Annotated in this window: 23 protein-coding genes; 12 read left to right on the top strand and 11 right to left on the bottom strand. The window is 70.7% G+C overall.

Annotation, left to right across the window (positions count from 1 at the left end; genetic code table 11):
• Positions 1-7 precede the first annotated feature (7 nt).
• The 3 genes from nuoL to nuoN are packed head-to-tail and all read left to right on the top strand — an operon-like array spanning position 8 to position 5164.
• Positions 8-1903: an NADH-quinone oxidoreductase subunit L gene (gene nuoL / locus AC3IX6_RS14995; protein WP_489370577.1), complete on the top strand. Its 1896-nt coding sequence runs from the start codon at positions 8-10 to the stop codon at positions 1901-1903.
• 1 nt (position 1904) lies between these two features.
• Entirely contained in the window at positions 1905-3506 is a 1602-nt protein-coding gene (locus AC3IX6_RS14990; RefSeq protein WP_489370576.1) for an NADH-quinone oxidoreductase subunit M, read from the top strand.
• A 38-nt stretch (positions 3507-3544) separates the two neighbouring features.
• Positions 3545-5164 (top strand): NADH-quinone oxidoreductase subunit NuoN, encoded by a 1620-nt coding sequence (gene nuoN, locus AC3IX6_RS14985; protein ID WP_489371453.1) that lies wholly within the window; start codon positions 3545-3547, stop codon positions 5162-5164.
• Positions 5165-5231: 67 nt separating this feature from the next.
• On the opposite strand, the gene AC3IX6_RS14980 is transcribed toward nuoN, so the two are convergent.
• Both AC3IX6_RS14980 and fahA read right to left on the bottom strand, forming a co-directional pair.
• On the bottom strand, positions 5232-5831 hold the full coding sequence (locus AC3IX6_RS14980) for a hypothetical protein (RefSeq protein WP_489370575.1): 600 nt from the start codon (positions 5829-5831) through the stop codon (positions 5232-5234).
• A gap of 213 nt (positions 5832-6044) precedes the next feature.
• On the bottom strand, positions 6045-7268 hold the full coding sequence (fahA, locus tag AC3IX6_RS14975) for a fumarylacetoacetase (RefSeq protein WP_489370574.1): 1224 nt from the start codon (positions 7266-7268) through the stop codon (positions 6045-6047).
• A 140-nt stretch (positions 7269-7408) separates the two neighbouring features.
• Between fahA and AC3IX6_RS14970 the strand changes: the two genes are divergently transcribed.
• Positions 7409-8218, top strand: a complete 810-nt coding sequence (locus tag AC3IX6_RS14970; RefSeq protein ID WP_489370573.1) for an HAD family hydrolase — start codon at positions 7409-7411, stop codon at positions 8216-8218.
• Between the two features lie 141 nt (positions 8219-8359).
• Here the strand turns inward: AC3IX6_RS14970 and AC3IX6_RS14965 are convergent, their stop codons facing one another.
• Positions 8360-8791, bottom strand: a complete 432-nt coding sequence (locus AC3IX6_RS14965; protein ID WP_489370572.1) for a DUF6463 family protein — start codon at positions 8789-8791, stop codon at positions 8360-8362.
• 19 nt (positions 8792-8810) lie between these two features.
• On the opposite strand from AC3IX6_RS14965, the gene AC3IX6_RS14960 reads away from it, so the two are divergent.
• Positions 8811-9452 (top strand): TetR-like C-terminal domain-containing protein, encoded by a 642-nt coding sequence (locus AC3IX6_RS14960; RefSeq protein WP_489370571.1) that lies wholly within the window; start codon positions 8811-8813, stop codon positions 9450-9452.
• 63 nt (positions 9453-9515) lie between these two features.
• Here the strand turns inward: AC3IX6_RS14960 and AC3IX6_RS14955 are convergent, their stop codons facing one another.
• The 3 genes from AC3IX6_RS14955 to AC3IX6_RS14945 all read right to left on the bottom strand — a co-directional run bounded on the left by AC3IX6_RS14955 (position 9516) and on the right by AC3IX6_RS14945 (position 10293).
• The gene (locus tag AC3IX6_RS14955) at positions 9516-9686 is read right to left on the bottom strand and encodes a hypothetical protein (protein ID WP_489370570.1); all 171 of its coding nucleotides are present in this window, start codon (positions 9684-9686) and stop codon (positions 9516-9518) included.
• A gap of 137 nt (positions 9687-9823) precedes the next feature.
• Positions 9824-10066 (bottom strand): hypothetical protein, encoded by a 243-nt coding sequence (locus tag AC3IX6_RS14950; protein WP_489370569.1) that lies wholly within the window; start codon positions 10064-10066, stop codon positions 9824-9826.
• Positions 10063-10293 carry a hypothetical protein gene (locus AC3IX6_RS14945; protein WP_489370568.1) on the bottom strand — a complete coding sequence of 77 codons (231 nt, stop codon included), beginning with the start codon at positions 10291-10293 and terminating at the stop codon, positions 10063-10065. Before AC3IX6_RS14945 ends, AC3IX6_RS14950 begins: the two co-directional genes overlap by 4 nt.
• Before the next feature lie 115 nt (positions 10294-10408).
• On the opposite strand from AC3IX6_RS14945, the gene AC3IX6_RS14940 reads away from it, so the two are divergent.
• Genes AC3IX6_RS14940 through AC3IX6_RS14930 form a run of 3 tightly spaced genes read left to right on the top strand, consistent with a single transcriptional unit; the run spans position 10409 to position 11650 of the window.
• Positions 10409-11245 (top strand): helix-turn-helix domain-containing protein, encoded by an 837-nt coding sequence (locus AC3IX6_RS14940; protein WP_489370567.1) that lies wholly within the window; start codon positions 10409-10411, stop codon positions 11243-11245.
• Complete coding sequence (locus AC3IX6_RS14935) at positions 11242-11436, top strand: DUF397 domain-containing protein (RefSeq protein WP_489370566.1); 195 nt, start codon at positions 11242-11244, stop codon at positions 11434-11436. Before AC3IX6_RS14940 ends, AC3IX6_RS14935 begins: the two co-directional genes overlap by 4 nt.
• Before the next feature lie 19 nt (positions 11437-11455).
• On the top strand, positions 11456-11650 hold the full coding sequence (locus AC3IX6_RS14930; RefSeq protein ID WP_489370565.1) for a DUF397 domain-containing protein: 195 nt from the start codon (positions 11456-11458) through the stop codon (positions 11648-11650).
• Positions 11651-11692: 42 nt separating this feature from the next.
• Here the strand turns inward: AC3IX6_RS14930 and AC3IX6_RS14925 are convergent, their stop codons facing one another.
• Both AC3IX6_RS14925 and AC3IX6_RS14920 read right to left on the bottom strand, forming a co-directional pair.
• Positions 11693-13699 (bottom strand): CocE/NonD family hydrolase, encoded by a 2007-nt coding sequence (locus AC3IX6_RS14925; RefSeq protein WP_489371452.1) that lies wholly within the window; start codon positions 13697-13699, stop codon positions 11693-11695.
• 65 nt (positions 13700-13764) lie between these two features.
• Positions 13765-15282 (bottom strand): peptide MFS transporter, encoded by a 1518-nt coding sequence (locus AC3IX6_RS14920; protein WP_489370564.1) that lies wholly within the window; start codon positions 15280-15282, stop codon positions 13765-13767.
• Between the two features lie 201 nt (positions 15283-15483).
• On the opposite strand from AC3IX6_RS14920, the gene AC3IX6_RS14915 reads away from it, so the two are divergent.
• The 4 genes from AC3IX6_RS14915 (at position 15484) to AC3IX6_RS14900 (ending at position 18714) form a co-directional block, all read left to right on the top strand.
• Positions 15484-16494, top strand: coding sequence for a polyprenyl synthetase family protein (locus AC3IX6_RS14915; protein WP_389690014.1), 1011 nt, complete (start codon positions 15484-15486; stop codon positions 16492-16494).
• 266 nt (positions 16495-16760) lie between these two features.
• Complete coding sequence (locus AC3IX6_RS14910) at positions 16761-17999, top strand: LolA family protein (protein WP_489370563.1); 1239 nt, start codon at positions 16761-16763, stop codon at positions 17997-17999.
• Positions 18000-18097: 98 nt separating this feature from the next.
• Complete coding sequence (locus AC3IX6_RS14905) at positions 18098-18301, top strand: ribbon-helix-helix domain-containing protein (protein ID WP_239516343.1); 204 nt, start codon at positions 18098-18100, stop codon at positions 18299-18301.
• A complete protein-coding gene (locus tag AC3IX6_RS14900; RefSeq protein WP_489370562.1) occupies positions 18298-18714 on the top strand; it encodes a hypothetical protein in 417 nt (138 codons plus the stop codon). Before AC3IX6_RS14905 ends, AC3IX6_RS14900 begins: the two co-directional genes overlap by 4 nt.
• Here AC3IX6_RS14900 and AC3IX6_RS14895 read toward each other — a convergent pair.
• The 3 genes from AC3IX6_RS14895 to AC3IX6_RS14885 form a co-directional block, all read right to left on the bottom strand.
• Positions 18688-19086, bottom strand: a complete 399-nt coding sequence (locus AC3IX6_RS14895) for a hypothetical protein (RefSeq protein ID WP_489370561.1) — start codon at positions 19084-19086, stop codon at positions 18688-18690. The genes AC3IX6_RS14900 and AC3IX6_RS14895 overlap by 27 nt on opposite strands.
• A gap of 56 nt (positions 19087-19142) precedes the next feature.
• Positions 19143-20459: a M28 family metallopeptidase gene (locus tag AC3IX6_RS14890; protein WP_489370560.1), complete on the bottom strand. Its 1317-nt coding sequence runs from the start codon at positions 20457-20459 to the stop codon at positions 19143-19145.
• 195 nt (positions 20460-20654) lie between these two features.
• Entirely contained in the window at positions 20655-21644 is a 990-nt protein-coding gene (locus AC3IX6_RS14885; RefSeq protein WP_489370559.1) for a helix-turn-helix transcriptional regulator, read from the bottom strand.
• Positions 21645-21729 lie beyond the last annotated feature (85 nt).

Genomic DNA, 21729 nt, shown 5'->3' with positions numbered 1-21729 from the left:
GGTCGCTGTGGAGAACATGATCGCGCTGCTGGTAGCAGCGCCCCTGCTCGGAGCGGTGGTGCTGCTCTGCGGCGGCCGCCGTCTCGACAAGACCGGCCACTGGATCGGCACGCTGTTCGCCGCCGTCTCCTTCGGCATCGGCCTCGCCCTCTTCGCCGACATGCTCGGCAAGGGCGCCGAGGACCGCACCTTCCACCAGCGGCTGTTCAGCTGGATCCCGGTGGAGGGATTCCAGGCCGACATCGGCTTCCAGCTCGACCAGCTGTCGATGACCTTCGTCCTGCTGATCTCCGGGGTGGGCACGCTCATCCACGTGTACTCCATCGGATACATGGAGCACGACGAGCGCCGCCGCCGCTTCTTCGGCTACCTCAACCTCTTCGTCGCCGCGATGCTGCTCCTGGTCATCGCCGACAACTACCTCCTGCTGTACGTCGGCTGGGAGGGCGTGGGCCTCGCCTCGTACCTCCTCATCGGCTTCTGGCAGCACAAGCCCAGCGCGGCCACCGCCGCGAAGAAGGCCTTCCTGGTCAACCGGGTCGGCGACATGGGCCTTTCGATCGCCATCATGCTGATGTTCACCACCTTCGGCACCTTCGCCTTCGGCCCGGTCCTCGGCTCGGTGTCCGAGGCCGGCGAGGGCAAGCTGACGGCGATCGCCCTGATGCTGCTGCTCGCCGCGTGCGGCAAGTCGGCCCAGGTGCCGCTGCAGTCCTGGCTCGGCGACGCGATGGAGGGCCCGACCCCGGTCTCGGCCCTCATCCACGCCGCGACCATGGTCACCGCCGGCGTCTACCTGATCGTCCGCTCGGGCGCCATCTTCAACGGGGCCCCGGACGCGCAGACCGCGGTCGTCGTGGTCGGCGCCGTCACGCTCCTCTTCGGTGCGATCGTCGGTTGCGCGAAGGACGACATCAAGAAGGCCCTCGCCGGCTCGACGATGTCGCAGATCGGCTACATGATCCTGGCGGCCGGCCTCGGCCCCATCGGGTACGTGTTCGCGATCATGCACCTGGTCACGCACGGGTTCTTCAAGGCGGGCCTCTTCCTCGGCGCCGGTTCCGTGATGCACGGGATGAACGACGAGGTCGACATGCGCAAGTACGGCGGCCTGCGGAAGTACATGCCGGTCACCTTCGTGACCTTCGGGCTCGGCTACCTTGCCATCATCGGCTTCCCCGGCCTGTCGGGCTTCTTCTCGAAGGACATGATCATCGAGGCCGCCTTCGCCAAGGGCGGCACCCAGGGCTGGATCCTCGGAGGGGTCACCCTGCTCGGCGCGGCGATCACCGCCTTCTACATGACCCGCGTCATGCTCCTCACCTTCTTCGGCGAGAAGCGCTGGCAGCCCGACGCAGAGGGTCACGCGCCGCACCCGCACGAGTCCCCGAAGTCCATGACCATCCCGATGATCATCCTGGCCTTCGGCTCGGTCTTCGCGGGCGGGTTCTTCGGGATCGGCGACCGCTTCCTGCACTGGCTGGAGCCCGTCACCGGACACCAGCACGGACACCCGCCGATCAGCGCGCTGACGGTCACGCTGGCCACCATGGTGGTCCTCGTCATCGGCGTGGCCATCGCCTGGGTGATGTACGGCAGGAAGCCCGTCCCGGTCGTCGCCCCGCTCGGCTCGCTCCTCACCCGGGCGGCCCGACGGGACCTCTACCAGGACGACTTCAACCACGTGGTCCTGGTCCGCGGCGGGGAGCACCTGACCCGCTCCCTCGTCTACGTCGACCACAGCCTGGTCGACGGCGTGGTCAACGGCACGGCCGCCGGAGTCGGCGGGCTGTCGGGCCGGCTGCGCAAGCTGCAGAACGGCTACGCCCGCAGCTACGCGGTCTCGATGTTCGGGGGCACGGCGATCCTGATCGCCGCGACCCTGCTGATGAGGGCGGTGTGAGATGAGTTTCCCGCTTCTGACGGTGACGGCCGCGGTCCCCGCGGTCGGTGCGATCCTGACGGCGGCCGTCCCGGCCGCCCGCCGGACCGCCGCCAAATGGCTCGCCCTGCTCTTCTCGCTGGCGACCCTGGCGCTGGCCGTGCTCGTCGCGGTCCGCTTCGAGCCCGGTGGCGACCGCTACCAGCTCACCGAATCACGCTCCTGGATCGCCGACTTCGGCGTCCGCTACGAACTGGGCGTCGACGGCATCGGGGTGGTGCTCATCGCACTCACCGCGCTGCTCATCCCCTTCGTGATCGCGGCCGGCTGGCACGACGCCGACCCTCTGGAGACCAACTCTTCGCGCTGGCGGCCGACCCAGGGCTTCTTCGCCCTGATCCTGCTGGTCGAGGCGATGGTGATCATCTCCTTCGAGGCCACCGACGTCTTCCTCTTCTACATCTTCTTCGAAGCCATGCTCATCCCGATGTACTTCCTCATCGGCGGCTTCGGGGACCGGGCACACTCCGGGTCCGACGAGAACGCGGCCGCGCAGCGCTCGTACGCGGCGGTCAAGTTCCTCCTCTACAACCTGGTCGGCGGCCTCATCATGCTGGCCGCCGTCATCGGGCTCTACGTGGTCGCCGGGAACTTCTCGCTCCAGGAGATCACCGCCGCCCGCGCCGCGGGCACGCTCGACATGGCGACCAACACCGAGCGGATGCTGTTCCTCGGCTTCTTCTTCGCCTTCGCGGTGAAGGCCCCGCTGTGGCCGCTGCACACCTGGCTGCCCAACGCGATGGGCGAGGCCACGGCCCCGGTCGCCGTCCTGATCACCGCCGTCGTCGACAAGGTCGGCACCTTCGCGATGCTGCGCTTCTGCCTCGGGCTCTTCCCCGAGGCCAGCAAGTGGGCCACGCCGGTGATCCTGGTCCTGGCCCTGATCAGCATCGTCTACGGCGCGCTGGTCGCCTGCGGGCAGCGGGACATCAAGCGGCTGGTGGCGTACGCCTCCATCTCGCACTTCGGCTTCATCATCCTGGGCATCTTCGCGATGACCTCCCAGGGCCAGTCGGGCGCGACGCTGTACATGGTCAACCACGGGCTCTCGACGGCGGCGCTCATGCTGGTCGCCGGCTTCCTGATCTCGCGGCGCGGCTCCCGGCTCATCGCCGACTACGGCGGCGTGCAGAAGGTGGCCCCGGTCCTGGCCGGCACCTTCCTCATCGGTGGCCTCGCCACCCTGTCGCTGCCGGGCCTCGCCCCGTTCGTCAGCGAGTTCCTGGTCCTGGTCGGCACGTTCGCCCGGTACCCGGTCGTCGGCATCATCGCCACCTTCGGCATCGTGCTGGCGGCGCTCTACACGCTGGTCCTCTACCAGCGCACCATGACCGGCCCGGTCAAGGAGGAGGTCCGCACCATGCCGGACCTGCGCCTGCGGGAGGTCCTGGTGGTCGCCCCGCTGATCGCGCTGCTGATCGGACTGGGCGTCTACCCGAAGGTCCTGACCGACATCGTCAACCCGGCGGTGAAGCACACCATGTCGGACGTGAAGCAGACGGACCCGAAGCCCGAGGTGGCTGTCGAGGCGAAGCCCGCCAACGAGAGCGAGGGGGCGAAGTGAGCACGCTGACTGCCGCAGCCCAGAACCTGCTGCCGAACCTGGCGGCCGCGGCGCCGATCGACAAGATCCCGGCCCCGCAGATCGAGTACGCCCAGCTGTCGCCCACGCTCATCGTGCTGGGCGCGGCGATCATCGGAGTCCTCGTCGAGGCCTTCGTACCGCGCAAGGCCCGTTACTACACGCAGGTGTTCCTCGCCGTCGCCGCGCTGGCCTCGGCCTTCGCGGCGGTCGTCGGACTCGCCGCCGGCGGGTACGGCAGCTCCAAGGCGCACATCGCGGCCATGGGCGCCATCGCCGTCGACGGACCGGCGCTCTTCCTGCAGGGCACCATCATCCTGGCCTCGGTCGTGGCGATCTTCACCTTCGCCGAGCGGCGCCTGGACCCGGCCGCCCACGGCAACCGGGTGGACTCCTTCGCCGCGCAGGCGGCGTCCGTACCCGGCAGCGAGAGCGAGAAGGAAGCCGTCAAGGCGGGCTTCACCACCACCGAGGTCTTCCCGCTCGCGCTGTTCGCGGTCGCCGGAATGCTGATCTTCCCCGCGGCCAACGACCTGCTGACGCTGTTCGTGGCCCTGGAGGTCTTCTCCCTCCCGCTGTACCTGCTCTGCGCCCTCGCCCGCCGCCAGCGGCTGATGTCGCAGGAGGCGGCCGTCAAGTACTTCCTGCTCGGCGCCTTCTCCTCCGCCTTCCTCCTCTTCGGCATCGCGCTCGTCTACGGGTACGCCGGCTCGGTCTCCTACGCGGCGATCGCCGAGGTCGTCGACGGCACCGTGGCGAACATCGACCCGGCGCTCGCCGACACCATGGGCAACGACGCGCTGCTGCTGATCGGCGGCGCGCTGATCCTGATGGGCCTGCTCTTCAAGGTCGGAGCGGTCCCCTTCCACATGTGGACCCCGGACGTCTACCAGGGCGCCCCCACCCCGGTCACCGGCTTCATGGCGGCGGCGACGAAGGTGGCGGCGTTCGGCGCGCTCCTGCGCCTGCTGTACGTGGTGCTGCCCGGCCTGCGGTGGGACTGGCGGCCGGTCATGTGGGGCGTCGCGATCGTCACGATGCTGGCGGGAGCCGTCATCGCGGTCACCCAGACCGACGTCAAGCGGCTCCTCGCCTACTCCTCGATCGCGCACGCCGGCTTCATCCTGGCCGGTGTGATCGCCACCTCGGCGGAGGGCGTCCAGTCCGTCCTCTTCTACCTGGGCGCGTACTCCTTCGTGACGATCGGCGCCTTCGCGGTGGTCACGCTGGTGCGCGACGCGGGCGGCGAGGCCACGCACCTGTCCAAGTGGGCGGGCCTGGGCCGTCGTTCGCCCCTCACGGCGGCGGTCTTCGCGGTCTTCCTGCTCGCCTTCGCGGGCATCCCGCTGACCTCCGGCTTCTCCGGCAAGTTCGCCGTGTTCAAGGCGGCGGCGGAGGGCGGCGCGGGAGCGCTGGTCGTGGTCGGTGTCATCTCGTCCGCGATCGCCGCGTTCTTCTACATCCGGGTGATCGTCCTGATGTTCTTCAGCGAGCCGAAGGCGGACGGCCCCACGGTCGCCGTCCCGTCCCCGCTGACGATGACGACGATCGCGGTGGGCGTCGCCGTCACGGTGGTGCTGGGCGTGGCCCCGCAGTACTTCCTGGACCTGGCGGGCAGCGCGAGCACGTTCGTGCGCTGACCGTACGGCCTGGGGCCCGGCTTCCCTTCTCGGGGGGCCGGGCCCTTCGCTGTGCGCGGTACCGGAGTCAGTGCGGGTGCGGTGCGGGGGTGCTGGTCTTCGGGCAGGTCAGGGCGGGGTTCCAGTTGTGGAAGCGGCCCGCCGGGTTGTCCTCGTACGCCCACATGTGCAGGTCGTAGTGCTTGGGCATGCCCGTCCAGTGGCCCGGCATCGGCCCGTCGAAGGGCAGGCCGAACATGCTCGGCCGGTCATCGGTGGTCTTCAGGTCCTGGTCCCGGTCGGTGGACATCCACTCCACCGTCTGGAGCTTGCGGCGGCCGTTCTCGTCCTTCTCGGTGCTGTAGAGCAGGGCGGCCGGCTTGCTCGGGTCCGTCGAACCCCAGTTGGCCTGCTTCACGTAGTGGTAGCCCATGGTGCCGACCCCGAACGGGTTGGTCATGCACTCCGTGCCGTGCGGGACGTAGCCGTCCTTGAGCGCCTCGCGCTCGTCCACGTACTTGGCCGTCACCCGGATCGCCGTGGCCATGTCGCGCATCGCCTGCGCGTTCCTCGGATCGGGCGCGGGCCCCTCCACACCGTGGGCCGGTATGGCGGTGGCGGTGGCGGCCAAACCGAGGGATATCGCGGCCGCGCAGGTCAGGAAGGCCTTGCGGGGGCGGAGGGGCATGGGGACGACTCCTGCCGTTCGGGGGCTTTCGTCCACCATCCCGGCGCGGTGGCGGGGCTGCACGCGGCAGGGCTCCGAACGGGGGGCCCGGAGGGCGGGGCCGGGGCCGGACGGGTGGTTCCCGGGCGGCAGCTCACCGCCGTGACCTGAGCAGACGGCGGGGTGGCGGAAGGATCCGCCACCCCGCCGTCGGTGCTCGTCCCGCGATGTGGACTAGAGGGCGCCCACGATGCGGCCGGAGACCTCGCCGAGGCCCACGCGGGTGCCGTCGGCGCCCGGTGCCCACGCGGTGAGGGTGACGGTGTCCCCGTCCTCCAGGAAGGTGCGCTTGCCGTCGGCGAGCTCGATGGCGTCGCGGCCGTTCCAGGTGAGCTCCAGCAGCGAGCCGCGCTGGCCGGTCTCGGGGCCGCTGACGGTGCCCGAGCCGTACACGTCGCCGGTGCGCAGGGAGGCGCCGTTGACGGTCATGTGGGCGAGCTGCTGGGCGGCGGTCCAGTACATCGACGCGAACGGCGGCTGCGCCACCTCCTGCCCGTTGATGGAGACGGTGATGCGCAGGTCGAAGCCGCCGGGCCGGTCGGCGGCGGAGTCGTCGAGGTAGGGCAGGAGCGGGAAGTCCCGGGCGGGCGGGGCGACCCGGGCCGCGTCCAGGGCCTCCAGCGGGGTGACCCAGGCGGAGACGGAAGTGGCGAAGGACTTGCCGAGGAAGGGGCCCAGCGGCACGTACTCCCAGGCCTGGATGTCGCGCGCCGACCAGTCGTTGAGCAGGAACAGCCCGAAGACGTGCTCCTCGAAGTCGCCGAGGGCCACGGGGCGGCCCTGCTCCGAGGGGGTGCCGACGACGAAGCCGACCTCGGCCTCGATGTCGAGCTTCACGGACGGCCCGAAGACGGGCGCCGGGTCGGCGGGCGCCTTGCGCTGGCCTCCGGGGCGCACGACGTCGGTGCCGGAGACCACGATGGTTCCGGCCCGGCCGTGGTAACCGATGGGCAGGTGCTTCCAGTTGGGGGTCAGCGCGTCCCCGTCCGGCCGGAAGATCTTGCCGACGTTCGTCGCGTGGTGCTCGCTCGCGTAGAAGTCGACGTAGTCGGCGACCTCGTACGGGAGGTGCAGCGCGACGTCTTCGAGCGGCAGGAGGTGCGGTTCCACGGAGGGCCGGTGACCGGGGTCGGTGACCCAGGCGGTCAGCGCGCGGCGCACGTCCTTCCAAGCGGTGCGGCCCGCGGCGAGCAGCGGGTTGAGGGAGGGCTGCCCGAGCAGTCCGGCGTACGGGGAACCGAGTGCGGCCGCGGCCGCTCCGGCGTCGAGCACGTACCCGCCGATGCGGACACCGATCCGGCGCCGCTCGTCCCCGGCGGTGGAGAACACGCCGTAGGGGAGGTTGTGCGGCCCGAACGGGTCGCCCTCGGGGAGGTCGAGGGGGCTCTGCTGGGGCATGGGGTGCTGCCTCGCTTTCGACGCGGCCCGGGGGTGTCCCGGGGGCTGGTTGACAGGTTAAGGGGCTGGTGGGGCGTGTGGGAGGCCGGATTCGGGCACTATTTGTAGGACTTGTCCGAGGGGGTCCGTATCCTTGACACGTGACTTCCGCCCTCCCCTATGCACTCGTGGCCACCGACCTGGACGGGACTCTGCTGCGCGCCGGAGACACCGTCTCGGCCCGCTCCTACGCCGCTCTCGCCGCCGCCCGCGCGGCCGGCGCCCGGCACATCATCGTGACAGGCCGCCCCGTCCCGCAGGTCCGCCACGTCCTGGACGGCCTCGGCTACACGGGACTCGCGGTGTGCGGGCAGGGAGCGCAGGTCTACGACGCGGCGGCGGGGCGGATGCTGCACTCCGTGTCCCTGGACCGGGAGCTGGCGGAAGTCGCCCTCGGGAAGATCGAGGCGGAGGTCGGCGAGGTCTGGGCCGCGGTCAATCAGGAGGGCGTCGACGCGGAGATGCTGATAGGGCCGGGCTACCGGATGTGGCACCCGCACCTCCCGACGGTGGCGGTGGCCCGGCGGTCCGACCTGTGGGCCTCGCCGATCAACAAGGTGCTCCTCCAGCATCCGCGGCTGTCGGACGACGAGCTGACGGAGATCGCCCGGGGCGTGGTCGGGGACCTGGTCAACGTCACGATGGCGGGTGAGCACACGGTCGAGCTCCAGCCCCCGGGCATCGACAAGGCGAGCGGTCTGGCGGTGGCGGCGGCACTGCTGGACGTCACCGGGTCGTCGACGATCGCCTTCGGCGACATGCCGAACGACATCCCGATGTTCGCGTGGGCGGCGCACGGGGTCGCGATGGCGGGGGCTCACCGGGAGCTGCTGGCCGTCGCCGACGAGGTCACGCTCTCGAACGAGGAGGACGGCATCGCGGTGGTCCTGGAGCGGATCTTCCCCGCGTAAGCGCGCCGAGGCGGCACGTCGGGGCCTTGAGCCGCTCGACCCAGTCCCGGCGCCGATCCACTGGTCTCCGTACGCCCATGCGGACAGGAAAGCGCACTCCACTGACAGGCCGGACGCACGGGAACGGCACAGGGACGGCGCTCACGACCGCCGCGGCCAGGACGCGACGATCAGCAGCACGGCCGGTATCAGGCCCAGCGGGAACCCGGACGGCCCCAAGATCCACCCGGCCAGTACCACCCAGCCCGCCAGGGCCCATCCCACGTAGCGCGGGACCTCTTGGCCGGTGCGGGCCATCCGCGACAGCAGCAGGCCCAGCAGGATCAGCGGCACCGCGAAGCCGCCCGGCAGCGCCCAGAACAGGCTCGCCGACTCGGCGTGGGTGGCGGGGTCCGCGCCACGCAACTCGCCCGACAGCCAGCCACTCCATTGCGAGCGGGACACGACGGCGAGGAGCGCGGTGTGGAGGACGCCGATGGCCACGGCACTGCGGCCGGCCCAGAGTGTCAGGGTGCGGGCGCGAGTGCCGGCACCTGCGGAAGAGCTTTCGATACGATCAGTTCCGATACTCATAGTTCCGTATGGTGGGTCAATGCAGCCTCCGAAGCAACCCACCGGCCGACCGCGCGAGAGTCGCGTGGACGCCGCGATCCGCGACGCGGTACGCGAGTTGGTGCCACGCGTGGGGTACACCGGTCTGACCATGGACGCCATCGCCGCCAAGGCGGGCATCGGCAAAGCGGCCATCTACCGCCGCCACCGCTCACGCGGCGAACTCGTCTTCTCCGTCCTCGTCCGCGGGAGAAGAACGCAACCCCTCCCCGACACCGGAACGCTCACCGGCGACCTCACCGCGCTCGCCGGCCTGATCCTGGGGGTCTTCTCCGATCCGGTGACCGCGGCAGCCACCCCCGGGCTGCTCGCCGACCTGCGGCAGCAGCCCGACGTCGCCGCACGGTTCCAGGAGACCTTCATCGCCGAAGAGCGCGTCCTGATCGCCGAGGTGCTGGAACGCGCCCACCGGCGGGGCGAACTGGCGGCGCCGGCAGACCCCGCCCTGGTGCACGCCGCCGTACTCGGCACCGCGTACGCCTGGTTGTTCCTCCTCGACGAGCCGCTCGTTCCCGCCCTGGCGTCGCGCCTCGCCGCACTCGGTGAGGCCGCGGCGCGGGTCCTGCCCGGTACTGGACGCGGTTCGGATGACGGCTCCACGATGGGCCCCACACCCGGGTGATCGGCTTCGCCGGTCGACCGTACGCACGCGGTGACGTCCCACCCGGCGTCACCGCTCCGGGGGTCACGCCGGGTCCGTGAGCTCCCAGGTGTGGCCGCCCGGGTGGGACAGGTACTGGCCGCAGCCCTCGTCGGCGGCGGTTGCCGGGCAGTCGGGGAGGGTGAGGGTCGCGTCCCCGGGCCAGCGGGCCCATATCGCGTGCCCCGGGGTGGGGCCCTCGTGGAGGACGTCCATGTGGGGACCGGTGTGCTGACCTAAGGAGCACCGCAGTTCCGGTCCGGCGTCGAGCACCTCCCGGAGGGTGTGGGGGTGCGCTGCCAGCGCGTCCAGGTGTGCGGCGGACAGTACGCCGGAGGCATCGCACGCGCCGGTCACGTGATGCCGCCCCGGGCCGCGGCGAAGGCCAGGCAGCCGGTCCAGGCGACCGCCCCGAGGGTCACGGCCAGGGCCGAGGCCTCGTCGGCCGTACGGGAGGCCAGCAGCCCCCGCAGGGCCCGTACGGCGTCCGCGGCGGCCCGCCGTGCCAGCGCCGCGTCCAGCAGCTCGCGGAAATGGGCCCGGTAGACGGGGTCCGACTCGATGCGTCGCAGCTCCGCGAGCGGGCTCTCGCTCACAGCAGACCTTCGGTGCTGCGGGCGTTGCGCCGGGCCGTTTCCGCGCGGAGCCGTTCCATCGGGTCCGCGGGGCGGACGTTTCGAGGCTCCGCCTCCCACTCCGGCCCGCCGCGCACGGGGCGCAGTGCCCAGTACGGGCCGGCGAGCCCCCGGAACTCCCCGACCAGGTCGTCGCGGCTCGTGTCCACCACCAGGGTTCCGGGGGCGGGAGTAGGGGGAATGGGCATTCCACACATGGCCGTTCCTCTCCGTAGTGGATTCACTACTCGGTGAGTTCAGCGTGGCGTGGCCGTGGGGACAGTTCAACTTGCCAGTACGGAACGGAAAGTTGGTCACGAGGCTGTGAATCGCAAGGAGTTGAACCCCGAGGCAGGTCCCGAAGCGGCCTTCGGGGCGCGTCTGCGCAGCTCGCGGGAGGAGCGCGGCTGGACGCAGGAAGGTCTTGGGGAGCGGATGGGCTTCTCCGCCACACACATCTCGGCGGTGGAAACCGGGCGCAAGATTTCGACTCTGCGCTTCGCGCGCAGTGCGGACGTGGTGTTCGGGATCGCGGGAACCGAGGACACGTTCGAGCGGCAGTGGCGCGAGATCCGGCACGGGGTCCTGCTGGAGGGATTCCCCGAGTTCCTCGGCTACGAGAGCCGGGCCGTGGAGATCCGGCTCTACGAGGTGGGCGTCATACCTGGACTGCTCCAGACCCCGGAGTACGCGACGGTCCTCGCCGAGAGCGGGGTCAAGCGGGGCGCGAGCACCCCCGAGCAGGCGGCCGAGCGCGTCACGATCGTCGCGGACCGGCAGGCCGTGCTGGTGCGGACCCCTCCGCCGCTGATCCTCGCGGTGCTCGACGAGAGCTGCATCCGGCGACCCCTCGGCGGACCGGGCGTCATGCGGGACCAGTTCACGCGCCTGCTCGAATTCGCCGAACTGCCGAACACCGTGCTCCAGATCGCACCGTTTGAGATGGGGGAGCTACGGCCGTTCAACCTGCCCGTCACCGTGCTGACGCTGCCGGACCGCTCGATCATGTCCTACGCGGAATCCGCCCAACGGGGCCATTTGGAGCGGGATATCAACTCGGTGGTGCCCATGCTGACGGCCTACCATCAGCTCCAGGCCGAGGCATGCACTCAGGCGGCATCTGTGGCCTTGATCGATCAGCTACGAAGGGGCTCCCCGTGACGACCGAATCTCCCCGCTGGTTCACCTCCTCCTACAGCGACAACGGCGGTCAGTGCGTCGAGGTCGCCACGAACCTCGTCGCCTCGTGCGGTGTCGTCCCGGTGAGGGACTCCAAGCTCTCGGACAGCCCCGTGCTCGACGTCTCCGCCGCCGCCTTCGCGGCCTTCGTCGGCGGCGTCAAGGCCGTCTGACTTCGAGAAAGGGCATCCAGTGACAACCGAATCCCCCCGCTGGTTCACGTCCTCGTACAGCGAAAACGGCGGTCAGTGCGTCGAGGTCGCCACCAATCTCGTCGCCTCGCGCGGTGTCGTCCCCGTCCGGGACTCAAAGTGGGCCGACAGCCCGGTGCTGGACGTTTCCGCCGCCGCCTTCGCGGCCTTCGTCGACGGCGTCAAGGCCGTCTGACAGCCGCCGGGCCCCGGGCAGTCGCCCGGGGCCCGGGGCCGGCTAGACCGCCGCTCGCGGCAAGCGGCGTTCCCACGTGCGGTGGAAGAGGACCTCGTCGCCCTCTCGGCAGACGACCTCGTTCGAGGTCAGGAAGCCGCCCTCGTCGCAGGTGATTTCCGAGCGGGTCACCACCGACACGTCCCAGCCCAGCTCCGGGCGGTGCAGGCGGACCGTCCAGGTGGAGTGGGTGCGGGCCGACAAGGGGTCCGACTCCTGGATCTCGTAGATCTCCAGCGCGTCCTCGCTGAACTCCAGGCCGTCGGGGTAGACGCGGGTGCCGCCGTAGCGGGGGTCGACCTCCAGGCGCCATACGCCGCGCGCGACGTCCCGTACGACCAGGCGTTCCGGCCGGGGGGCGTCCAGGGTCGCCGGGTAGGAGACGCCCAGGGGCTCCGACTGTTCCGGGGCCTCGAAGAGGATCGTGTCCACCTCGGCGGAGGCATCGCGGATCGGGAGTTCCACCGCGCTGCCCGCCGGGTCCAGGGTCCAGCCCGCCTCCGAGCCGGCCCGCGGCCAGATCCACGGCCAGTAGGCCGAGGAGAGGGCGACGCGGATGCGGTGTCCCGGTGGGAAGGAGTGGCCGATGCCGTTCAGCTCGAAGTGCACGTCTTCGTACGAGCCCACCGGCCACGGGATCGCCTTGTCCCGGCCCTGTCGGGAGGACAGGTTCAGCGCGCCCCTCGTGACCAGCGTCGAGGAGCCGTCCGGGGCCACGTCGCACAGGCGGGCCACGACCTGGCCGTACGGGACGTCCATGCGGAGCCGGAGTCTGACCACCGGGCGGCCGAGGATCTCCACCGGGCCGGAGCCGTCGCCGACGGGGAACTCGAAGCAGGCCGACTTCGCGTCCTCCTCGCGCTGGTCCGGAGGCAGGTCGGCGTCGTTGCCGAAGGGGAAGAAGCGGCCCGCGTCCAGGCCGGTGTGCTGCGGGGAGGCCACGACGACCGGCGCGCCCTGGAAGGCGTAGGTGACGGGGTCGACGTTGGGGGAGGGCCAGGACGGGTCGCCCACCCAGCGGCCCGGCAGGGTCGGGTAGGTGGTGGCCGGCGGGTGGGACTCGGAGATCCAGGAGCGGAGCAGGGGTTCGGACATGACACCCGTGTCCTTGCCCTTGAGCCAGTGGTCCCACCAGCGCAGGGTCTCCTGGAGGAAGCCGATCGCGGGGCCGGGGGGCAGTCCCCGGTCGGGGTACTGGTGCGACCAGGGGCCGATCAGGCCGCGGACCCGGTCGGCGGGCAGGGCCGAGACCAGGCGGAGCACGGTGTCGCGGTACGGGTCGTGCCAGCCGCCGACGGCCAGGACGGCCGCGCCGATCGCGGCGTAGTCCTCGCAGACGGAGCCGTGGCGCCAGTACGCGTCGCGGGTCTGGTGGGAGAGCCAGGTGTGGACGAGGGGTTCCACCGCGCCGAGGCGCGACAGCCACTGGTCGCGCCAGCCCTCGCCCGCGTAGAGCGGGTCCGGCGGGCGGGAGGCGAAGGCGAGCATGGTCGCCGCCCACGCGTGCATGTCCACGGCGAGCAGGGAGCCGCCCATGTAGTGCACGTCGTTGTCGAAGCGGTCGTCCGTGGAGCAGACGGTGACCACGGCTTTCAACGCCTCCGGGGCGAGGGCGGCGATCTGGAGGCTGTTGAAGCCGCCCCAGGAGATGCCGAACATGCCGACCGAGCCCGTGCACCAGGGCTGGGCCGCCAGCCATTCGACGACCGCGACCCCGTCGGCGAGTTCCCGGGCGTCGTACTCGTCGCCCGGATCGCCGCCGCTGTTGCCGTGGCCGCGCACGTCGACCCGTACGGAGGCGTAGCCGTGGCCCGCGTACCAGGGGTGGCGCTGCCAGTCGCGCGGGGCGGTCCAGTCGGTGAGGCGGTACGGGAGGTACTCCAGCAGCGCCGGGACGGGCTCGTCGGTGACCGGCCGCCAGATGCGGGCGTAGAGGCGGGTGCCGTCCGGGAGGGGGATGCGGACGTCCTCGTGGGTGGTCCCGTAGGGGAAATCGGTACGGATGATCATCGAAGGCCTCTCGCCCATCTCCTCGGAGGGTCAGCGGACAACGGACGGTCAGGGGACAACCGGGGTCAGTGGACCGGGTGCATCGTGCGCTTGAGCCACGGGGCGGCCGCGATCACCGCGAGTCCCACCGCCACCGCGATGGCGCCGTTGACGCCGAAGTAGGCGGGGTTGGAGACCTGGCCGTAGAGCTTGACGACTTGGGCCTGGATGCCGTTGGCCAGGGCCAGGGAGAGGAACCACAGGGCCATGGTCTGGCTGGCGAAGGCCTTGGGGGCGAGCTTCGTGGTGGCCGACATGCCGGAGGTTTCGAGGAGGATGTCGCCGAGTCCGAGCAGCAGGTAGGAGCCGATGATCCACCAGGCGGCCATCTTGTACGTGTCGCCGCTGTGTCCCGAGGTCGGGATGACCATCAGGAGGAAGGACAGGCCGCCCAGGATCACGCCGATGGCGATCTTGTTGGAGGCGTGCGGCTGCTTGTGGCCCATCCGGACCCAGAGCGCGGCCACGACCGGGGCCAGGAGCACCTCGAACGCGCCGAGCGCGGAGGCGTACCAGCCGGCCGGGAAGGTGAAGCCGAGGATCTCGGTCCGGGCGTTCGTCGACGCGAGCAGCATCATCGTCGAGTACGCCTGGAAGAGGATGAAGTTGAAGGCCACCGAGGCGAGGAAGAGGACGACGTACGGGCGCAGGCGGCCCCGTTCGGCGGGCGTCACCCGGTCGCTGCGGAACATGATCGCGAAGTAGACGATCGGTGCGATCACCGAGACCAGGGTGAGCAGGTCGACGAACCGGCCCATCGTCAGCCAGCCCAGTACCGCCAGAAGGGTGGCGAGCGCGGCGAAGGCGAGGATTCCGGCGATGATCTTCACCACGGCCGAGCGCATCGCGTCGGGCGCCAGCGCGAACTCGGCGGAGTGCTTGCGGCCCGCCAGGTGGCGGCGGCCGGCCACGTACTGGATCAGGCCCGCGGTCATGCCGACGGCGGCGGCCGAGAACCCCCAGTGCCAGCCCTTGTGCTCGCCGAGCCAGGCGGTGATCAGGGGGCCGGCGAAGGCGCCGATGTTGATGCCCATGTAGTAGAGGGCGAAGCCGGCGTCGCGCCGGTCGTCGTCCGTCTTGTACAGCTTGCCCACCATGCTGGCCACGTTCGGCTTCAGCAGGCCGGTGCCCGCGCTGATCAGGCCGAGGCCCACCCAGGTCATGGCGGCGGTCGGCACGGCCATGGCGTAGTGGCCGCAGGCGATCAGGATGCCGCCCCAGAGCACGGCGCGGTACGAACCGAGGATCCGGTCGGCGAGCCATCCGCCGGCGACGGAGACGAGGTAGACCATGGTCCCGTAGGCGGCCGAGACGGAGGCCGCGGTGCCCGGGTCCATCCCCAGGCCGCCGTTGGCCACCGCGTCCGCGAAGTAGAGGACGAGGATGGCCTGCATGCCCAGGAACGAGAAGCGCTCCCAGACCTCCAGCCCGGAGAGCGTGGCCAGGCCCCGGGGGTGCCCGAGGAAGGCGTGGTCGTCGCCGGGCGGCGGCTGGTCGGCCTCCGGGTCGGACGAGTCGTCTACATCGGTAGCAGTTCTGGACAAAACGCATTCTCCGGTTGTTTCGGCTGCTCTAGAACATACCGGGGCGCATGGGGCACCGCCCGGCCGGTAGGGTGCCCGTGGCCGGACGGGCGCCCTGGGTGATCGAAAACAGACCGGATACGCTGGCTTGAGTGATGGCAGCGACACATCGACAATCCGTGTGATCGTCAAGGTGATCGTCAGCAGACAGGAGTACCCCTCGTGACCGTCGTCGGGCCGTTCGGACTGAGCGTGCGGGACCAGGCTCTTGAGACCGATGTCCAGGCCGGACTGGCCGCCGTCGAGGCGGGTCTGCTGGAAGCCACCAAGAGCGAAGTCCCCTTCATCACCGAGGCCGCACAGCACCTGGTCCGCGCCGGCGGCAAGCGGTTCCGGCCGCTGCTGGTGATGCTCGCCTCCCGGTTCGGCGATCCCTACGCGCCCGGGATCGTCCCCTCGGCCGTGGTCGTGGAGCTCACCCACCTGGCGACGCTCTACCACGACGACGTCATGGACGAGGCGGACGTGCGCCGCGGCGTGGAGAGCTCCAACGCCCGCTGGGGCAACTCCGTGGCCGTCCTGACGGGTGACTTCTTGTTCGCCCGCGCCTCGCACATCCTGGCGGACCTCGGCCCCGAGGCCGTACGGGTCCAGGCCGAGGCCTTCGAGCGGCTGGTGACGGGCCAGATCCTGGAAACGGCCGGCCCGCGCGACGGCCGCGACCCGGTCGAGCACTACCTCGACGTCATCGCCGGCAAGACCGGCTCGCTGATCGCGGTCTCCGGCCGCTTCGGCGCGATGATGTCCGGCGCCGACGAGTCGGTCGTCGACATCCTGACCCAGTACGGCGAGCGGCTCGGCACCGCCTTCCAGCTCGCCGACGACGTCCTCGACATCGCCTCCGACTCGCACGAGTCCGGCAAGACCCCCGGCACCGACCTGCGCGAGGGCATCCCGACGCTGCCGGTCCTGCGGCTGCGGGAGATGGCGGCGCAGGGCGGCGACCCCGAGGACGTGGAGCTCGTACGGCTCCTGGACGGCGACCTGACGGACGACGCACGGCACGCCGAGGTGCTCGCCCGGCTGCGGGTCCACCCGGCCCTGGAGCAGGCCCGCAAGGACACCGTGCGGTACGCGGAGGAGGCGCGGGCCACGCTGGCCCCGCTGCCCGAGTGCTTCGCGAAGTCGGCGCTGGTGGAGCTCTGCGACGCCGTGGTCCACCGCGCGGGCTGACCGCGGGGCACACGGACCGAAGGCACGGGCGAGGGCCCGGCAACCCCTACGGGTGGGGGAGGCCGGGCCCTCGTCATGTCATCCCTGGGGCGTACGCACAGTTGGCTCCGGGGGCTGACGCCCCGACCCCCTCTTCTTTGGTCAGATAGAGGCACATCCCCACCAGATCGGGTGAGAGTGGCGGCGAGGGGTGGACGTGGTCGCACTGTCGGCTACATGCAAGACGGGCAGTCGCCGCCGTACACACAGAGGTAGGGCAGACAGACATGGCAACGAACGCAAAGACCCGCAAGGCCGCTCGGTACGCCGTACCGGTCGCGGTGTTCGGTGTGGTCGCCGGCACGATCGCGATGGTTCCGGCCTTCGCGAACTCCGGCGGACCGGATCTTCCGAAGGTGACGGCGCAGCAGCTCATCGAGAAGATCGCGGCCTCGGACGTGCAGCAGCTGTCCGGCAGCGCCAAGATCAGCACGGACCTGGGCCTGCCGAGCCTCCCGGCCGGCCTGCTGGGCGGCGGTGGCGGCGTGACCGGCGGCTCCGCGGACCCGCAGGACAAGCTCTCCCAGCTGGTGAGCGGCACCCACACCTTCCGCGTGGCCGCCGACGGCCCGGACCGCCAGAAGCTCACCTTCGTGGACGGCAAGGACGAGTACAGCCTCGTCCACAACGGCGACGACGTCTGGGGATACGACTCCAAGTCGAAGGAGGTCTTCCACGAGAAGGCGCCCACCGACAGGACGGACGCCGGCAAGGGTGACAAGGGCTCCGACCGCAAGGCCGACGGCCTCCCGGCCTCCCCGCAGGAGATCGCCCAGGAAGTCCTGAAGGCCGCCGGCACGACCACCGACGTCAGCGTCGGCGACACGGCCCAGGTGGCCGGCCGCGACGCCTACCAGCTGGTCCTGAAGCCGAAGGGGACCGGTTCGACGGTCGCCTCGGTGAAGATCGCGGTGGACGCGAAGAACGGCGTGCCGCTGCGCGTGCAGGTGCTCTCCACCGACGGCGGCAAGCCGATCGTGGACGCCGGCTTCACCAAGGTGGACTTCTCCAAGCCCGCCGCCGACACCTTCGCCTTCACCCCGCCCAAGGACGCCAAGGTGACCGAGGGCGCGGCCGGCGAGCACGGCAAGGACTCCAAGGACTCCAAGGACAAGGGCCTGGGCGCGCTGGAGTCCATCCCGGGCCTGGGCGGCCTGACCGGCGGCGCCGAGGGCGCCCAGGGCGAGCCGAAGGTCCTCGGCGAGGGCTGGACCTCGATCGCCCGCATCGAGACCGGCGCGACCAACACCCTCAAGGGCATGGACGACGCGGCCAAGGACAAGAACGCGCCCAAGGGGGCCGCGCAGTTCCTCGACTCGCTCGGGGAGAAGGTCTCCGGGAAGTTCGGCGAGGGCCGCGTCCTGAAGACCCGCGTGGTCAACGCGCTGATCACGGACGACGGCAAGGTCTACGTCGGCGCGGTCACCAAGGCCGAGCTGGTGAAGGCGGCCGACGCCAACAAGTAGGCGATACCGGCACCCGAGGGTGGGCGGGGACTGTGTCCCTGCCCACCCTTGGGCCGTTCCGGCCCTGTGTACAGCAGCCCCGCTGTACCGTGAAAAGCATGTCGAGACACGTCACCATCCGCCTGGAAGAAGAGTTCCACGAACGCCTGAAGGCGCGAGCGGCGGCCCTGGGCACGACGGTCACCGCGCTGATCACCGAAGTCACGGAACGCGAGCTCGACGAGGACCGGAAGAACTTCCTGTCCGGGATCGAGGAGTTCGCCGACCACTGGGGCTACTTCCAGGAGCGGTTCGGGCATTGAAGATCACCATGGAGTGGGCCTGGACAGCCCTGGCCCACCACCTCCCGTCCGATCCCGCCGTGTGGGATCCCTCCGGAGTGGCCGCCGCCGTGGCCCGGCACCAGAACGACCTCGTCATGGTCCCCGAACAGCCCGCCCCGGACACCGCGTGGCGGGCCGCGGCGTTTCTGCACACGCTCGCGGTGTGCCCGGCGCTGGAATCCCCGATGAACGAGTTCTACGCCGCCGCCGCCACCCGCTCGTACCTGCGGGTCGCCGGGGCCAAGCAGCTGCCGTCGCCGGAGGAGCTCGGCGATCTGGTGGAGGCCGCGAAGCTCGGGCACGCCGATGTCGAGGCGGTCGCGGAGGAACTGCGGGCCCGGATCCAGGAGCCGCTGTCGGCCTCGCTACGGGGCCGCGCGCAGGACTCGTAGCACCATCGGGGCCTCGTCCGGGTGCAGCCGCAGCTCGGTGGCCCCGTCGGCCGAGCGGAACGCGACGCTGATCTCGTCGGCGGAGACGGCCTCCAGGGGCGGGAAGTCCGCGGCGGCCGTGGCCGCACGTCCCTTCGCGAGCCAGCGGACCGGACCGCCCGGCCCGCCGGGCGGCAGCTCCAACAGGCCCTCGGACCAGGCGCCCCCGGTCAGCTCGCGGTCGCGCAGATCGCAGGGAACGAGGACGGGGCGGCCCTGTGCGTGGTCCGCCAGCCGCGCCAGCCGCCGGCGTCTGCGCACGAGCAGCGCGGGGTTGAGGGCCGCGACGGCCTGGGCGAGCAGGGTGAACAGGGCGGCAAGAAGCTCCGGCATGATCCGATCAGATCACACCGGAGCCTCATTGGACTAGACCATTTGCGGATTGGCGCCTAGAAGGTGATCTTCCAACTGTTGATGTAGCCGACGTCCTGTGCGGCCACGTCCTTGACCTGGAGCTTCCACACGCCGTTGGCGACCTCCGAGGAGGCGTTGACCGTGACGGACTTGACGATGTTGTCCGCGCTGCCGCCGGTGCGGTTGTGCAGGTTGTACAGAGTGCCGTCGGGGGCCACCAGGTCGACCACCAGGTCACCGATGTAGGTGTGGACGATGTTCACGTCGACCTTGGTGGTGGCCGGCGCGTTGCCCGTGACGCCCGAGACCGTGATCGGCGAGTTCACCGCGGCGGCGGGGGAGTCCGGGATCGTGACGTCCGCGGTGTTCTCGAAGGACGGGCCCGGCGGGACCGGGACGGCGAACCCGAGGTTCCAGATCGCGTAGGCGATGGCGTCGGAGTTGCGGTCCAGGGCGGTGTCGTTGATGTTCGACGTGTTGTCGCAGGAGGAGTGGTAGCAGCGGTCGAAGGCCTGACCGGAGGTGCCGCCCCACTTCGTCGCCTGCGCCGCCGTCTTGGTGTTGCTGGCGCCGGTGAACAGGCCGCCGACGGGGATGCCGACGTTCTTGAAGGATGCGTGGTCCGAGCGGCCGTCGCCCTCGGTCTCGATCTCGGTGGGGACGCCGAGGCCCGCGTAATAGTTCTTGAAGGTCTGCTCGATCGTCGGGTCGTCGTCGTAGACGAAGTAGCCCGGGTTCGGCGAGCCGATCATGTCGAAGTTCAGGTAGCCGGCGAACTTCGCGCGCTCCGCGGTCGGCAGGCTGTTGACGTAGGCCTTCGACCCGACCAGGCCCAGCTCCTCCGCGCCCCACCAGCCGAAGCGCAGGTGCTTCGTGGGCGTGAGGCCGGCCCGGGAGACGGCGAGCGCGGTCTCCAGGACGGCCGCGCTGCCGGAGCCGTTGTCGTTGATGCCCGCGCCAGAGGTCACCGAGTCGAGGTGCGCGCCGGACATCAGGACCGAGTTGGGGTCGCCGCCCGGCCAGTCGGCGATCAGGTTGTAGCCGGTGGCGCCGCCGGAGGTGAAGGTCTGCAGGCTGGTCGTGAAGCCGGCCGCGTCCAGCTTGGCCTTCACGTAGTCGATCGAGGCCTTGTAGCCGGCCCGGCCGTGGGCGCGGTTGCCGCCGTTGGCCGTGGCTATCGACTGCAGCTGCGTCAGGTGCGCCTTGACGTTGGCGAGCGGGATGTCGGGCGGCGTGGGCGCGGCGGCGACCGAGGTCGGCGAGGCGAGCGCGGCGGGGGCGGTGGCGGCGAACAGACCGGCGACCGCGAGGGCGGTCACGGCGGCCAGGCGCCGGGAGACGGACAGGCTCATGTGGGGGCTCCGGGATTCCGTACTGGGGATGTGTGCGGAACGTGCGGGTGGCGCGGGTGAGCGTGCCTGGGCATCGGCGCTACTGCGTGGGTACGGCAGTGCGTCGTGCGTCAGTGCGAGCCTGATGTTGGGCGAGAGTGTGACTGTCCGTCAAGAACGTAATCCGGTCAACCCTGTTCGAAAACCGGACAGGCGCTACTGGGGGGCGGCGGAATGCCCGCCCCCGTAACGGATGGCGATCGTGGCGGCGCGGTGGTGCAGGGAGGTGCGCAGCCCCTGCGGGGCCAGGACCTCCGCGTACGTGGAGTGCTGCCACAGGGCCCATTCGGCGTGCCGCGCGTCCTGGAACACCACGCTCATCCTCAGCCAGCCGTCCGCGTGCGCCTCTTCGTCGAGGACGGCCAGCGCGGTGTCCACCAGGTGGTCCCGCCGCGCCGGGTCCACCCGGACCAGCACGGTGAGCTGGTCGCCCCCGGTCCGCAGGTGCACGCTGCGTTCCTGCCAGGCCCGGTCCAGGTCGACGGTGTCCGGCCGCTGCGCGGGTTCGTCGAGCGCCTTGGCGGCCAGCACCCGGGACAGCCGGTACGTGCGGTCCGCGCCGTACCTCGTGGCCATCAGATAGCCCTGCCCGCGTACGGTGACCAGGCCGATCGGGTCCACCGTGCGCCACTTGGGGATCTGGTCCACCGTGGCGTAACTGAGGTTCAGCTTGCGTCCGGCGAACACCGCGTGGCGGATCTCCGCCACGACCGTGTCGGACACCTCGTCCGCGTCCACCCGGCGCGAGAGGAGGTCGGTCTCCGGGTCGATGAGCAGCCGCTGCGCCGCGCCGGCCGCGGAGTCCCGGAGGCCTTCGGGCAGCGCGTCGACCAGTTTGAGCATGGCCGAGGCGAGCGCCGAGCCGAGGCCGAACAGCTGGGATCCGCGCCGCGATCCGGCGACCACGAGGGCGAGCGCCTCGTCGTGACTCAGTCCGGTGAGCGCCGTCTGGAAATCGGGCAGCAAGGCGAAACCGCCGTGCCGACCGCGTTCGGCGTAGACCGGCAGGCCGGCCGCGGACAGTGCCTCCACATCGCGCAGCACCGTACGGGTGGACACCCGTAGCTCACGGGCCAGGGCGTCCGCCGTCATCCGGCCGCGCTGGCGCAGAAGTAGCACTAAGGAGACTAATCGGTCGGCGCGCACATAGAAATTTTAACGGAAATACATGACCGAGGGTGTCGTGTTTAGTTGCAACGCTCGATCACACGACGTCAGAGCTGGGCGGCTG

Source organism: Streptomyces sp. GL_141 (genome assembly GCF_057834385.1).
This window is presented reverse-complemented; position numbering and strand designations above follow the sequence as displayed.